Source organism: Bacillus sp. RSS_NA_20 (assembly GCF_020165915.1).
GTDB lineage: Bacteria > Bacillota > Bacilli > Bacillales > Bacillaceae > Bacillus > Bacillus altitudinis.
Map to the genome: position 1 here is coordinate 1,533,049 of NZ_JAIUKW010000005.1, position 13,831 is coordinate 1,546,879.

The 13,831-nt window shown below is 41.4% G+C and carries 15 protein-coding genes; 6 read left to right on the forward strand and 9 right to left on the reverse strand.

Annotated features, from left to right (window positions below; genetic code table 11):
- Positions 1 to 28: 28 nt before the first annotated feature.
- Positions 29 to 502 carry an S-ribosylhomocysteine lyase gene (locus LCD32_RS13480; RefSeq protein WP_008342935.1) on the reverse strand — a complete coding sequence of 158 codons (474 nt, stop codon included), beginning with the start codon at positions 500 to 502 and terminating at the stop codon, positions 29 to 31.
- Positions 503 to 630: 128 nt separating this feature from the next.
- Between LCD32_RS13480 and yidD the strand changes: the two genes are divergently transcribed.
- Entirely contained in the window at positions 631 to 855 is a 225-nt protein-coding gene (gene yidD / locus LCD32_RS13485; RefSeq protein WP_008342933.1) for a membrane protein insertion efficiency factor YidD, read from the forward strand.
- A 1-nt stretch (position 856) separates the two neighbouring features.
- Here yidD and LCD32_RS13490 read toward each other — a convergent pair whose 3' ends face one another.
- Positions 857 to 1,423: a beta-class carbonic anhydrase gene (locus LCD32_RS13490; RefSeq protein WP_017367908.1), complete on the reverse strand. Its 567-nt coding sequence runs from the start codon at positions 1,421 to 1,423 to the stop codon at positions 857 to 859.
- 213 nt (positions 1,424 to 1,636) lie between these two features.
- Here LCD32_RS13490 and LCD32_RS13495 point away from each other — a divergent pair, with 213 nt between their 5' ends.
- Positions 1,637 to 2,629, forward strand: a complete 993-nt coding sequence (locus tag LCD32_RS13495; RefSeq protein ID WP_224564000.1) for a metal ABC transporter solute-binding protein, Zn/Mn family — start codon at positions 1,637 to 1,639, stop codon at positions 2,627 to 2,629.
- Positions 2,630 to 2,706: 77 nt separating this feature from the next.
- Here LCD32_RS13495 and LCD32_RS13500 read toward each other — a convergent pair whose 3' ends face one another.
- Complete coding sequence (locus LCD32_RS13500; protein ID WP_017358374.1) at positions 2,707 to 2,949, reverse strand: type B 50S ribosomal protein L31; 243 nt, start codon at positions 2,947 to 2,949, stop codon at positions 2,707 to 2,709.
- A gap of 175 nt (positions 2,950 to 3,124) precedes the next feature.
- On the opposite strand from LCD32_RS13500, the gene LCD32_RS13505 reads away from it, so the two are divergent.
- From LCD32_RS13505 to LCD32_RS13520, 4 genes are all read left to right on the forward strand, one after another.
- On the forward strand, positions 3,125 to 4,456 hold the full coding sequence (locus LCD32_RS13505) for a cytochrome ubiquinol oxidase subunit I (protein WP_017358375.1): 1,332 nt from the start codon (positions 3,125 to 3,127) through the stop codon (positions 4,454 to 4,456).
- A 22-nt stretch (positions 4,457 to 4,478) separates the two neighbouring features.
- Positions 4,479 to 5,525, forward strand: a complete 1,047-nt coding sequence (locus LCD32_RS13510) for a cytochrome d ubiquinol oxidase subunit II (protein WP_169476099.1) — start codon at positions 4,479 to 4,481, stop codon at positions 5,523 to 5,525.
- A 68-nt stretch (positions 5,526 to 5,593) separates the two neighbouring features.
- Positions 5,594 to 5,752, forward strand: coding sequence for a DUF1540 domain-containing protein (locus LCD32_RS13515; RefSeq protein ID WP_008342921.1), 159 nt, complete (start codon positions 5,594 to 5,596; stop codon positions 5,750 to 5,752).
- 25 nt (positions 5,753 to 5,777) lie between these two features.
- Positions 5,778 to 5,969, forward strand: coding sequence for a hypothetical protein (locus tag LCD32_RS13520; protein WP_017358376.1), 192 nt, complete (start codon positions 5,778 to 5,780; stop codon positions 5,967 to 5,969).
- A gap of 105 nt (positions 5,970 to 6,074) precedes the next feature.
- Here the strand turns inward: LCD32_RS13520 and menC are convergent, their stop codons facing one another.
- The 6 genes from menC to LCD32_RS13550 form a co-directional block, all read right to left on the reverse strand.
- A complete protein-coding gene (gene menC / locus LCD32_RS13525) occupies positions 6,075 to 7,199 on the reverse strand; it encodes an o-succinylbenzoate synthase (protein ID WP_224564003.1) in 1,125 nt (374 codons plus the stop codon).
- A complete protein-coding gene (locus LCD32_RS13530) occupies positions 7,186 to 8,646 on the reverse strand; it encodes an o-succinylbenzoate--CoA ligase (RefSeq protein ID WP_224564006.1) in 1,461 nt (486 codons plus the stop codon). The genes menC and LCD32_RS13530 overlap by 14 nt, the downstream gene beginning before the upstream one ends.
- Before the next feature lie 70 nt (positions 8,647 to 8,716).
- Complete coding sequence (menB, locus tag LCD32_RS13535; RefSeq protein WP_008342913.1) at positions 8,717 to 9,535, reverse strand: 1,4-dihydroxy-2-naphthoyl-CoA synthase; 819 nt, start codon at positions 9,533 to 9,535, stop codon at positions 8,717 to 8,719.
- Between the two features lie 14 nt (positions 9,536 to 9,549).
- Positions 9,550 to 10,380, reverse strand: a complete 831-nt coding sequence (menH, locus tag LCD32_RS13540) for a 2-succinyl-6-hydroxy-2,4-cyclohexadiene-1-carboxylate synthase (RefSeq protein ID WP_224564009.1) — start codon at positions 10,378 to 10,380, stop codon at positions 9,550 to 9,552.
- Positions 10,365 to 12,107: a 2-succinyl-5-enolpyruvyl-6-hydroxy-3-cyclohexene-1-carboxylic-acid synthase gene (gene menD, locus LCD32_RS13545; RefSeq protein WP_224564012.1), complete on the reverse strand. Its 1,743-nt coding sequence runs from the start codon at positions 12,105 to 12,107 to the stop codon at positions 10,365 to 10,367. The genes menH and menD overlap by 16 nt, the downstream gene beginning before the upstream one ends.
- Positions 12,100 to 13,518: an isochorismate synthase MenF gene (locus tag LCD32_RS13550; protein WP_017358381.1), complete on the reverse strand. Its 1,419-nt coding sequence runs from the start codon at positions 13,516 to 13,518 to the stop codon at positions 12,100 to 12,102. Before LCD32_RS13550 ends, menD begins: the two co-directional genes overlap by 8 nt.
- Between the last annotated feature and the right edge of the window lie 313 nt (positions 13,519 to 13,831).

Sequence of the window (13,831 nt, forward strand, 5' to 3'; positions counted from 1 at the left end):
TATGTCCGGTTCATCATCATCTTGCTAATTATCCAAATACTTTTAATAGCTCTTCTTGGTCCTGAGACAGCCAGAAACGCATTAAACGTTTTGCTCCTTCAAGATCATGAAGCTTCGCTTGACCGCACTGCTCTTCATTTGCAGCAGGAATTTCTGTTACCTCCACTGCATCTTTGAATGTTGCATCAAGCAGTTCAACGATCTCTCTTGGTGTCGGTGCACCGCTGACAACTAAATAGTAGCCAGTCTGGCAACCCATTGGAGAAATATCAATGATATCAAAATGATCGTATTTCTCTGAGTGTGTTCTAATATTAAACGCAAGTAAATGCTCTAATGTATGAATCGTATCAGGTTTCATTGCCTGCTTGTTCGGCTGACAAAAACGGATATCAAATTTGTTCACTTCCCCATCTGATCCCACTTTATGAACGCCGCAATGACGAACGTAAGGTGCTTTTACAGCATTATGGTCAAGTTCAAAGCTTTCAACTGAAGGCATTAATCACCACTCCTATAATTGCAATTTCCTATATTATAACATATTGCTCCGACCAGTTTAGTTTATAAAACTTCCCTTCCTTGTCCTTTTTTCTTATACTGTGAAAAGACAGACAAGGAGGAACCTCTATGAAACAAATTTTTATCGGCATCATTCGCTTTTATCAAAAATGCATTTCCCCTCTGACACCGCCGAGCTGCAGGTTTTATCCCACCTGTTCAAACTATGGGCTAGAGGCGATCAAAACGCATGGCGCTTTAAAAGGCGGCTGGCTCACAATCAAGCGAATTTTAAAATGTCACCCGCTGCATCCTGGAGGCATGGATCCAGTCCCACCTAAAAAGGAAAAATAATTTACTTTTCTTCATAACCGTTGACAACTAAGTCAAGCTTACCTGTCCCAGGATCAATGACAAGACCATGTACAGGCACATTAGATGGAAGAAGCGGATGATTTTTAACGACAGATACACTGTCTTTCACACTTTCTTCAACTGAGCTAAAGCTTTTGAGCCACTGTTTAAAATCGATTCCTGAGTATTCCAGTACTTCAATTCGTTTTTCTGGAATACCACGCTCAATGGCTTTATTTAAGAGTGTTTCGCTGTCTATTTTACTCATACCACAATCGTGATGCCCAATGACGTACACCTCGTCAGCATTCAATTCATAAACAGCCACTAAAATGCTTCGCATAATACTTCCAAATGGGTGAGAAACAAGAGCGCCAGCACTTTTGACAATTTTAATATCGCCATTTTTCATGTTCATGGCGCGCGGAAGCAGTTCAACAAGTCTTGTATCCATACATGATAGAATGACAGCTTTTTTCTGTGGAAACTTCGTTGTTGTAAACTCTTCATATCGCTTCTCTTCAATAAATTGTTGGTTATATTCGATGATTTCGTCTAAAAGTTTCATAAGTTTGTCCATTCCTTTTTCTTTTTTTAAAAATAAATATAGCACAATGTTTTAAATTTAGTCACGTTTTGACGTCTATTTTTTTAGAGGAAACATCTTCTGATGAAAATTTTTTATTTTCCTCTTTTCAAATCGTAATTATTACGATACAATAACTCAGGACATTAAATCGTAATCATTTCTATCTAATAGGTTGAGAGGAGACATTCTTAGATGAAAAAAATCTTTTTTATTTTAACAGCTGCTTTATTAGCGGTCGGTCTTGCCGCTTGCTCAAGCAGTGCGGGGACAAATGCTTCAAAAGGAAAAGCAGACGGGAAATTAACCATTTACACGACGATCTTCCCTATTCAAGATTTCACTGAAAAAATTGGCGGCTCTCACGTGAACGCTCAAAGTGTCTATCCTGCCAATGCAGATGCACACAGCTTTGAACCAAGTTCAAAAACGATGGTTGAAATGGCTGAAGGAGATGCCTTTATTTACAGCGGAACAGGTGCTGAAGCATTCGCTGATAAAACGGCTTCTACGTTAAAAGACCAAGGCGTGAAAACAGTGAAAGCAGCCGAAGGCATCAAGCTATTATCAACACAAGAAGAACATGCTCATGAAGAAGGTGAGGACCATGATCACGATCATGAAGGTGAAGATCATGATCATGATGGACACGACCACGGAGATAAAGATCCCCATGCATGGCTAGACCCTGTTTATGCACAGCAAATGGCAAAAAACATTAAAGACACACTCGTTTCACTAGATCCAGATCATAAAGACAAATACACAAAAAACTATGAATCACTAAAAAAAGAATTACAATCGTTAGATCAGGAATTCAAAACAACGTTATCTAAAGCAAAACATAAAGAAATTCTCGTTTCTCACGCAGCATACGGCTACTGGGAAAAGCGCTATGGCATTGAGCAAATCAGTGTACTAGGACTCTCTGCTTCTGAAGAGCCTTCCCAAAAACAGCTTGAAAATATCGTACAACAGGCAGAAAAGCATCACATCAAGTATGTCATTTTTGAAAATAACGTCAGCAGTAAAGTATCAGATACGATTCGCAGTGAAATTGGGGCAAAAAGCCTTACACTGAAAAATCTAGAATCCATTACAGAAGATGATGCTAAAAATGGCGAAAGCTATGTCAGCTTAATGAAACAAAATTTAAACACATTAAAAACAGCTTTAAATGTTGAATGAATTCATGAACCCCGTGCGATCAGCCGGGGTTTTTTACTGCACAAAAAAACACACCATGATCAGGTGTGTTTCTTTGTCTACATTTGGTATTTTTTCTTAAACTGCTCCGCTCTGCCGCCTTTTTCTCCGAATTTCTGGCGTCCTGTATAAAATGGATGCGTATCAGAGCTTGTCTCTACTTTAATGACAGGATAAGTCTTCCCATCTTCCCACTCTACGGTCTCATGTGATGTCTTTGTTGATCTACTTAAGAAGCGGTAACCGCTGTTTACGTCCATAAATACAACTTCATGTGAGGTTGGATGAATATCTCTTTTCAATGTCAAAACTCCCTTCATCATTAAAACGTAATGATTACGTTTTATAATTATATTCTACTCCCTCTTTTACAACTTGTCAAAAAACAAGCTTTCTTAGTCAGGAAGAATAATCTAAAAATGGTGGAGAATAATAAACACCATCAAAAGAGATGCGATAAGAAAGGCGGAGAAAAAATTGACTGATCTCGTTTTAGCTAGAAGTCTGTTCGGCACAACAATGGGCTTCCATATTATTTATGCCTCGCTTGGCGTAGGCATCCCGCTAATGATTTTGTTAGCTGAACTCATCTTTCAAAAAACGAAGGACCCGCATTATGCCATCATGGCCAAACGATGGACAAAAGCGCAGGCTGTTCTGTTAGGTGTTGCCATTCCAACCGGTACCATTGCTGGTACGCAGCTTGCCCTTCTATGGCCTGGTTTTATGGAGGTCATCGGAAAAGTCATGTCACTGCCATTTCAAATAGAAATTTATGCTTTCTTTATTGAAGCATTATTTATGTCTATTTATGTGTACGCAGCAGATCGTTTATCACCAGCCATGCGCATCATTACCGTTATTTTCGTTGTCATTGGTGCAGCAGCTTCAGCGATTCTCATTACAAACGTACATGCTTTTGAAGGAACACCCGCTGGCTTTCAAATGGTCAATGGAGAAATAACGAATATCGAACCTTGGAAGGCATTTTTCAATCCTAGTTTTGTTGTCACTGCTACTCATGTAGTACTGTCTGCTTTTACAACAGGCGCTTTTGTCATTGCTTCTGTCGCTGCATTTAAAATGTTGAAAACAAGAAAAAACGAAAAGCTCTATACCTTTCATCGAAAAGCCCTTTTTCTTGGACTGATTGTAGGCGGACTTTTCTCTTTTCTCACAGCCTTAAACGGTCACGAATCAGCTCAGCTTCTGTATGAATATCAGCCTGAAAAATTAGCGGGTGCTGAAGGTTTATTTGAAACGCAATCACATGCGCCTCTGGCTATTGGCGGTTTTACTGATGCCAATACGCAAGAAATCAAAGGAGCAATCGAAATCCCTTGGGCGCTTAGTTTTCTTGCAGGAAATAGCTTTGATACTGTGGTTAAAGGGTTAAATGATTTTCCTAGAGACGAGTGGCCGCCTTTATTTATTCACACATTATTTAACGGAATGGTCATTATCGGCTCATTGCTCATTTTCTTTGCTGTGTTAGCACTGTTTTACCGCAAAATTTTAAAACGCGACCATTATCCAAAATGGCTCCTTGTCCTTTATTTATTTGGCGGGCCCCTTAGTCTCTTGGCGATTGAATTTGGCTGGATCTTTGCCTGTACAGGCCGTCAGCCATGGGTGATTTATCGAATGCTCAAAACCTCTGAAGTCGTTACATCATCAGGATCTATCGGTACACTTTTCATCCTTTTTGCCATTGTCTATCTCATTTTAGGCATCGCAACTGTGATTGTACTGACGTACTACTTTAGAAAACATTCAATTGAAGAAGACTTACGTTTAACAGAATCTTAAAAAGGGAGCGATCTTGATGCAAATGGATGTAACAACTGATGCACTCATTGCAATCACCATCTTATGGGGATTCGTGTTTATCTATGCAGTGATGGCATCAATGGATTTCGGTGCAGGATTTTGGTCAATGATTTACATGAACAAAGAGCAGACAAAGGCCGCAAATATCGCAAATAAGTATCTGTCTCCAACTTGGGAAGTAACAAACGTCTTCATTGTGGCCATCGTCGTTGCCTTGTTTAGCCTGTTTCCAGGTGCAACATTTGTGCTAGGCACTGTTCTATTAATACCCGGCAGCATTATTTTGTTGCTTCTTGCACTGCGAAGCGGATTTCTCGTCTTCTCTCATTCACTGCCTAAAAAATATAGAAAAGCCGTGACATATATTTCAGGAATTAGCGGCTTTATTATTCCGTCCATCCTCATCATGGTTCTCCCCATTACACATGGTGGATTCATCTTTCAGGAGAATAATGTCTACTCATTAGATTTAGGATTGGTCTTTACAAGCGCAAATGTCTATTCTTTCGTAGGTTTTGCGATTTTCAGTACCCTTTTCCTCTCATCTTTGCTTTTAGCTGATTTTTCTAATGTTGCAAACGAAGATGAGGCTTATAACATTTATAGAAGAGGAGCACTGATTACAGGTCCGCTTTCTCTCATGATGGCTTTCTTTATCATGCTCACACTGAGAAGTGAGGCCAATTGGCTGTTCACTAAAATGATGCAGAACATCCCGATCCTGCTTGTTTCTCTACTCATGTTTTTGCTTGCAGGTTTGGCTCTATTTTTACCAAACAGTCGCTTTAAACATCGGAAAGGGAGACCACGTTTAGCGGTTATCGCCATTACAATTCAATATTTCTTAGCAAGCTATGTGTATGGACATGCGCATTTGCCCTATATGGCTTATCCTGATATTACCATTATGTCTGGATTTACAGATCCCGTCACATTTAGGGCATTATTTATTACGTATATTGTAGGGTTTATCATCCTATTCCCTGGGTTCTACTTCTTCTGGAAATTGTTTATGAAAGATAAGCGTTATATTCGTCAGGAAGATTAACATGAATGAACGACCCGTGCTTCGGTTACATTATAGATGAAAGACATACTCAAAAGGAGGTCATCTGTATGAGTCAAAAAATCCTTTGTGAAGTAAACAACTGTTCCTACTGGAATACTGGAAATCGTTGTGGTGCAGATGCAATTTATGTCGTCAGCCATACAGGAAATACGGCTGAGAAAAGTGAAGAAACTGACTGTAAAACGTTTAAACCTCAAGACCTTTAAGTCTCATTAAAGGAGGCGCTTCGCTTTGAAAAACGATCGGCTTGCTCAAACGTTTCTTGAAGAAATTCAGGACGCGGACGAGGCTGCATTTTATCAAGCAGCTCACTCCTTTTTAAATCTTTGGGATTATGAATACGGACATGTTTCCGACATGCCCAATGACATGCATCAGTATATTGGACAGCTTGCTTACGACAGCGGGCTTGTAGAAGAGTAAGAAAGAGCGGATGACCGCTCTTTCTTTTTGTTCAGACAGGAAGGAAAAACTTTCCTCAACTATACAGTGGTTCTATTGATGGTGCAAATGGCGATTCATTCGTTTTCATTTCACAAAATCATGTTTTGTAAACACATCAATTTTATCTGAGAAAGAACGAAGCGCTTGATAATCAACTTCTACGCCCATACCTGGAGAACGAGGCACCTCAATAAACCCATTTTCAACTTTAATTTCAGGAAAAATGATATCCTGCTCCCAATATTTCGACGATGCTGAAATATCCCCAGGAATCGCAAATTGCGGAAGTGATGCAAGTGCCACGTTTTGCGCGCGAGAAATGCCTGTTTCAATCATTCCACCGCACCATAACGGAATCTGCTGCTCCTTGCAGAACGCATGAATTTTAAGTGCTTCAGTCAGCCCTCCAACTCGTGAAGGCTTCACATTAATAATCTGACAGCTTCCAAGTTCTACAGCTTTTCTCGCATCATCTAAAGAACAAATACTTTCATCCAAACAGATTGGTGTTTTTAAATGCTTTTGCAAATGCCGATGATCGACAATGTCATCTGCGGCTAAAGGCTGTTCAATCATTAATAAACGAATATCGTCGAGCTGCTTCAGTTTGCTAATATCTTTTAATTCATAAGCAGAGTTTGCGTCCGCCATTAACGGAAGGTGAGGGAAAGACTCTCTTATCTTTTGTAGAAGTCCAATATCTTGTCCCGGCTTAATCTTCACTTTCACACGCTGATAGCCTTGATCAACAAATTGCTCGATTTGCTGAATCATATCATCTATTGGCCCTAACCCCGCAACGACACCAGATGGAATTCTATCTCTAGTACCGCCTAAGACGTCACGTAAGGACTTATTTTCTCGCTTCGCATAAATATCCCACACAGCTGCCTCAATTCCTGCTTTGGCCATTCTATTGCCTTTAAAATGGTACAAGCTGTCTGGTATGTCCGATGGATGTGTAAAAGATCGGGTCAGCACGTTTGGGATAAAGAAAGCCCTGAGCATGTGATAGCAGGTCTCGATGGTTTCTTCTGTATACCACGGAGAAGAGAAGGCAGATACCTCTCCCCAACCAGTTAATCCTGTTTGATCTTTGACCTCGACAATAATAAACTCACGCTCTGAAATGGTCCCAAGGCTCGTTGTAAACGGCTGTTTGAGTTTCATCGTGACATGATATAAGATCACACGTTCAATTTGAATCATCTAAAAACCCCTTTGATTTGAGTCTGTGCCTCTGCAATTTATTCGACGCATTCCTTGGTAGCTCATCCACAAAGTGAAAAGCGGCGGGCCATTTATACTTGGCTAATTGCGACTGACACAAAGCATAGAGCTCATTCTCCGGAATCTGCTCATCTGTCACAAGGAAGGCAGCAGGTACCTCTCCCCATTTTTTATCATACATACCCGTCACTCCGGCTTCCTTTACATTTGGATGTGTTAAAAGAACTGCTTCAATTTCTGCTGGATAAATATTTTCTCCGCCAGAAATAATTAAGTCTGACCGCCGATCAAGCACAAATAAGAATCCGTCCTCATCTACATAGCCAATATCACCCGTTTTCAGCCAGCCCTGCTCAAATGCAGCAGCTGTTGCCTCTTGACGATAAAGGTAGCCTTTCATGACATTTGCACCTTTTACCATGATTTCACCATGCTCAAAAGGACGACACGGACGGTCCTCATCTTGAATCTTTAATTCACACCCAAAAAGGGGTTTTCCCGCTGATCCAAGCTTTTCCACACTAAATTCGGGTGCAAGTGTCACAATTTGCGAGCAGGTCTCCGTCATACCGTACGATTGAAACACAGGAAATCCTTTCTCCTTACTCTCTTGAAGCATCGCATAAGGCGCAGGGCCTCCGCCTAACAGCAGGCAGCGCAAAGATGATGGACATTCTTCAAGTCCACTTAATAAACGGGACAGCATGGTTTGAACAACTGACAACATCGTCACTCGATGCTGTTCAATAGCATTCTTGACTTCATCGACATCAAACTTTTGATGAAGCACGACAGTCATACCGTATATGACAGATTTAAATATAGCGGATAAACCGCTTATATGAAAAAGAGGCAAGGCAATGAGCCAGCGGTCGTTCTCCCTGATCCCTAAGTTCAATGCCGAGGAAACAGCACTATGAAAATGATTGCCAAACGTTTGCTCCACCCCTTTAGGGCGTCCTGTCGTTCCAGATGTATACATAATCGTCGCCGTCTCATTTAAATCAATATCATGTACGACCTTCTTTTCCATATCATGATCTGCATCAGGTAAAGTCTCTATTGTATAAACAGGTAAATCACCTTGATGCTCATTTGCATATGCAGGCTCTGTTAATAAAGCCATGACTTTCGCATCTTCCAACTGAAAGCGTCTCTCTGCTTTTGTTAACTTATTGTTCAATAACACAATCTTGAAGCCTAATAAAAAACAAGCGTGAACAAGCATGACCATGTGAGGATGGTTGTTCATTAAAATCGCAACCGTATCCCCTTTTTTAAAAGATGCACGTGTCAGTCGATTCGCAAGTTGGTCTACATCATTCGCTAAATCACGAAATGTCCACTCGTTGTCTTGATAAATGAGTGCGACCCGGTCTGGCGTTAAATACGCACGGTGCAGCAGCCAATTCGGTTGCTTCATCATGACACCTCCTTTTCATAAAAGAAAACAGCTCAGTCTGATGCACTAAGCTGTTTTCATCCATATCATTGAATCAAGGGAAACGAGGGAACTGACCGAAGTCTGGCTTCCGTTTTTCCTTAAAGGAATCGCGTCCTTCTTTTGCTTCATCTGTTGTGTAATAAAGAAGGGTTGCATCTCCTGCAAATTGCTGAATACCAGCTAATCCATCTGTGTCCGCATTAAATGCAGCTTTCAAGAATCGTAAAGCAGTCGGACTCTTTTCTAGCATGTCCTCACACCACTTCACTGTTTCTTCTTCCAGCTGCTCTAATGGTACAACTGTGTTGACAAGTCCCATATCAAGCGCTTCTTGTGCATTGTATTGACGGCATAAGTACCAGATTTCTCTTGCTTTCTTATGACCCACAATACGTGCAAGATAGCCAGATCCATAACCAGCATCAAAGCTGCCCACTTTTGGTCCTGTTTGTCCAAAAATCGCATTGTCTGCTGCAATGGTAAGGTCACACACGACATGAAGCACATGCCCGCCGCCAATAGCATAGCCAGCAACCATCGCAATAACTGGTTTTGGAATGACACGAATTAAACGCTGTAAGTCTAGGACGTTTAGACGTGGAATTTGATCGTCTCCTACATAGCCGCCATGACCGCGTACTTTTTGGTCTCCACCTGAACAGAATGCTTTTCCTCCAGCACCTGCAAGGACAATGACACCAACATCTGAATTGTCGCGAGCACGTGAGAATGCATCAATTAATTCACTTACAGTCTTTGGTGTAAATGCATTATGTACATGCGGACGGTTAATGGTGATTTTTGCAATCCCATTATATGTTTCATATAAAATTTCGTCATACTGACGCTCAGTTTGCCATTCAATAGCCATCAATATTTCCTCCTCTAATCTTGCGATAAAATAAACTCACTTACTATTTTACCAAAAAAATGTGGTTGTTCCACATGAACTGTATGCCCGGCATGCTCTACTACTGTGAATTGACTGTATTCAAGCTCCTGCTGCATACGTTTGGCGATGTGACAGAACTTTTTATCAAGTGTTCCGCAAATGAGTAAAACAGGCTGTTTTATCTGCTTTAATGCTTGCCACATAGAAGGCTGTGAACCGGTTCCTATACCTTCTAAGCTGCGAGCCAGCCCGTTAGGATCGGCTTTTAGCCTTCCCTCTCTCAGTTGCGTTAGCCTGTCCGCTGGCAAGGATTTCTGCGAAGCAAACAGCGGAATGTTCTCCCAAAAATCCACAAACTGCGCTAATCCTTCATGTCTGATCTTTTGAGCTAGCTGATGATCATGATTCAGCCTCGCCATCCGCTCTTTAAAAGAGTTCAGTCCTGGAGAAGTACTCTCAAGAATCAGCTTGTTTACGCGTTCTGGATAACGGGAGGCAAATGATAAAGCAATACGCCCTCCCATAGAATATCCGAGAATGTTCACTTTGTGAAGCTTTAATTGATCTAAAATTTCAGCAAGATCTGCCAGCTGCAGGGACATTGCATATCTTCTTATACTCTTTGGTGAGTCTGTGCGGCCATGTCCAAGCAAGCTGACCTGAATCAATCTCGTATGTTTTTCTGTATAAGTATTCAAAAAAGCCCAAGAAGCTGCACTCCCTGTAAAACCATGTAAACATAACGTGGCATTTTCAGCAGATGGGTTATGGTCTATCACCTCATACGCCACACCATCGTGCATTCGTATTATGAGTGAAGGCATTCTTTTTTCACTTCCCTCAATATCTCGTCCATCATTTGGCGATGTTTGCCCACGCGAGAATGCCGGTCAGTTTCAATCTCAATTAAATGAAGCCCTGGTTCTTGGATATGCGCCAAGTATACATCTTTTAACTCTTCTTTCGTTGTCGGCTTCGAATAGGTTCCCCCATATAGCTTTGATGCATACTCAAAATTCAACCCAGTCGGCGTACCAAAGAGCTTTTCATAATACGGTTCATCGGATGCCTGCGGAAGGAAAGAAAAGATTCCTCCACCATCATTGTTTAACAACACAACCGTGAACGGAATGTCCATTAGCTTAGCTGCAAGAAGACCGTTCATATCATGGTAAAAAGACAAATCACCGATGACTAAAGTGATGGGTTGTTTCAAGGCTGCATATGTTCCAAGAGCTGTGGACACAACACCATCAATGCCATTTGCTCCGCGATTCGCCATCATCCGAAACGGTTTTGACTGCGTTTCAAAAAAGGTATCGACATCTCGAATAGGCATACTATTTCCGATAAAGAGCACACTCTCTTTTGGCAAAAGGTGCTGCAGCTGACGATAGACATTTCCCTCAAATGTCAGGTCCTCATCATTGTATTGATTTGCATGCATTCTAAAAGAAGAATTGACACTCTGCCAGCGTCGTAAGTAAGATGTATCCTGACGCTTTTCCGCTCTCATCAAGACTTCTTCTACAAAAGAGGCTGCATGACTTTCAATCATGTATGATGCGCTTAAACCAGGATCGCGATAACCACCCGCAGCATCGACGACAATCTGCTTCACTTCCGCATGCTTTTCTAGCCACTTAAATAAAGGCTTAGACACAGGCATCGGTCCAAAACGAATGACCATTTCAGGCAAGAGATGCTGCTGCAATGCCTCATCTTTTAACAAAGAATCGTATGCATCTATGATGTATTCTTCACTTTCATGTCCATTTCGCAAAAGAGAAAGCGGGTCAGCTAAAATTGGCAGATGCAAAGCTTTTGCAAGACGTAACACTGACGCCTGCTCTTCCGGCGAGTGAAGTTCACCAGCAACAATAATTCCTTTTGCCGCTTTGTTCATGATAGACACTAATTCTGACATAACACGATCATCCGGGCGAGCTTGACCTGCTGCTAAAACTTTGTTCGCAGCTCCTTCTTCTCTATCAAAAGGATCAATAGACAAATCAGGTAGCAATGGTTCTCTCAGCGGCACATTCACTTGAACTGGTCCCTTTGGCTCCTGCATAGACACATGACTTGCCCTAGCAGCAGCAGTTTGGACATACCGCAGCATCGTTTGGCTTTCTTCTGGCAAAGCTAAGTCTGTGAACCATTTAACAAACTTACCGAATAAGAATTGCTGATCAATCGCTTGAGGTGCCCCAACCTCCCTCAATTCGTGCGGCCGATCAGCAGTTAAAACAATCAGTGGTACCCGAGAATAATGTGCCTCGACAACAGCTGGGTAAAAGTTAGCTGCTGCCGTACCTGATGTACAAATGAGTAGCACTGGTGTTTGGCTCGCTTTCGCAAGACCCAGTGCATAAAAAGCAGCAGACCGTTCATCCACTAACACATGGACATTGATCTCTTGATGAGCAAGAGCGAGCATCGCAAGCGGTGTTGAACGGGAACCAGGACAAACAACCGCCTCCTTCACACCACTTTGCACAAATTCATCCATTAATCTGCCAATATATCTTGTCATGATTTGATTATTCAATAGGACGACCTCCAAGAGCAGACAGCATTGGTCTTAATTTCACTTGCGTTTCTTCATACTCTTGTTTTGCAAGGGAATCCTCTACAATTCCACATCCAGCAAACAAACGAACTTGGTCTTCCTCAATAAGACCTGATCGAATGGCGACAGCAAATTCTCCATTGTCCTTAGAATCAATCCATCCCACTGGCGCCGCATACCAACCGCGTTTCAACGGTTCGATTTCACGAATCACCTCTACCGCTTTTTCCTTAGGATATCCTCCAAGCGCTGGTGTTGGATGAAGCTGTTCAATTAATGAAAAGAGTGAACAGCTGCTTTTGATTTCTCCCACAATGGGTGTAAATAAATGCTGAATGTTTTTCGTTTTATAAAGACTTGGTTGATTTGGCTTATGCACATGATGGCAGTTTGCTTCAAATGCCTGCTCAATCATATTCACGACAATTTGATGTTCAATCAAATTTTTCTCATCATGAAGCAGTTCCTCACCTAGTGCCTGATCTTCTACTTCATCTTGACCACGTACAATAGAACCTGCCAAACACGATGAAAACACTTCACCACCGCTTTTTTTCACTAAACGTTCAGGCGTCGCCCCGACAAATGCTTGTCTTCCCTGCTCTATAGCAAATACATAACTCGTTGTTTGATGTTTTAGTAATTCTGCTAATAGTGGAGCGAGTTCAATTTGATTTTTATAGTGAAGCAAGACTTCTCTTGCTAAAACAACCTTTTCATATTCGTTCACACGAATGTGTTCTGTCGCTTCATGGATTGCTTTCATCCATTCCTGGACATCTAACTCTTCCATATGAACAAGCTCAGCTTGTCCATGATTTCTGACAGGCAATGCATCAAAATTAGAAGCTTTCTGTTCTAACTCTTGAATGAGCTGATGAACATTCCCGTCCACCTCGTTCCATTCATTGATCGTTAGAAACGTGCCCTCTTTTGAAACAGTCAGCATCATCGATGGCACAAAAAAATGAGCCTCGCCAAATGCTTCCCAGTGACGCGCCTTCTCTTCATATGGATCAAATGAAAATCCTCCAAATAAAAGCGGACCAACTGCCGCTTGCTTTAACTCCTTCTCATCATGAAAATGGAACATATGCTGTTTCAGCTGCTCCCATTCTTGATGGACGATATTGAATCGTTCTTTGCCTTGCTCTGATGATTTAATCACGGCCGCTCTGCCAAGTCCAGAAAATATCATTTGGCTTTCTGGATCAGACCAAAAAAACCGCTCGCCTAAAAAATCCGCTTCGCCGCTTTGGAAAAAGGCAAGAGGATCCAGATCGTCAACTCTTCTGGAGTAGCTTATCAAAACAGCATGGTTGACGTTATTCGCTTCTTCTAATGTCGCAAGCGCTTCCTGCCGGAAAGTACTTTGCACTGTTGTCACCATGATACATTCCTCCAAAATCCATGAAATAACATATAAAAATAAAACCATCATGTAAAAAATACATGAACATTCGAGTATGTCGAATGACCTGCTTTTCTATTATAAACCTTAACAGATGAACTTAGTAAAGAAAACAGCTTTTAAAACCTCGAATCCTTATTATATCACGCTTTCAAGATTTTTTCGCTCCCGCTTATTGAAATGAGAACATCCCTTAAAAAATGGTAAGACCTGTTCGAAGATCAAGCTTTCTCTCTATATGGGAACGATTAGCAAACATCTTTTTCTTGTTTCATCGCATCAATATATTGAC

Coding starts and splice junctions, on each gene's coding strand:
- LCD32_RS13480 (WP_008342935.1), bottom strand. CDS start 502: ATGCCTTCAGTTGAAAGCTTTGAACTTGACCATAATGCTGTAAAAGCA.
- yidD (WP_008342933.1), top strand. CDS start 631: ATGAAACAAATTTTTATCGGCATCATTCGCTTTTATCAAAAATGCATT.
- LCD32_RS13490 (WP_017367908.1), bottom strand. CDS start 1,423: ATGAAACTTTTAGACGAAATCATCGAATATAACCAACAATTTATTGAA.
- LCD32_RS13495 (WP_224564000.1), top strand. CDS start 1,637: ATGAAAAAAATCTTTTTTATTTTAACAGCTGCTTTATTAGCGGTCGGT.
- LCD32_RS13510 (WP_169476099.1), top strand. CDS start 4,479: ATGGATGTAACAACTGATGCACTCATTGCAATCACCATCTTATGGGGA.
- LCD32_RS13515 (WP_008342921.1), top strand. CDS start 5,594: ATGAGTCAAAAAATCCTTTGTGAAGTAAACAACTGTTCCTACTGGAAT.
- menC (WP_224564003.1), bottom strand. CDS start 7,199: ATGATTCAAATTGAACGTGTGATCTTATATCATGTCACGATGAAACTC.
- LCD32_RS13530 (WP_224564006.1), bottom strand. CDS start 8,646: ATGATGAAGCAACCGAATTGGCTGCTGCACCGTGCGTATTTAACGCCA.
- menB (WP_008342913.1), bottom strand. CDS start 9,535: ATGGCTATTGAATGGCAAACTGAGCGTCAGTATGACGAAATTTTATAT.
- menH (WP_224564009.1), bottom strand. CDS start 10,380: ATGCCTTCACTCATAATACGAATGCACGATGGTGTGGCGTATGAGGTG.
- LCD32_RS13550 (WP_017358381.1), bottom strand. CDS start 13,518: ATGGTGACAACAGTGCAAAGTACTTTCCGGCAGGAAGCGCTTGCGACA.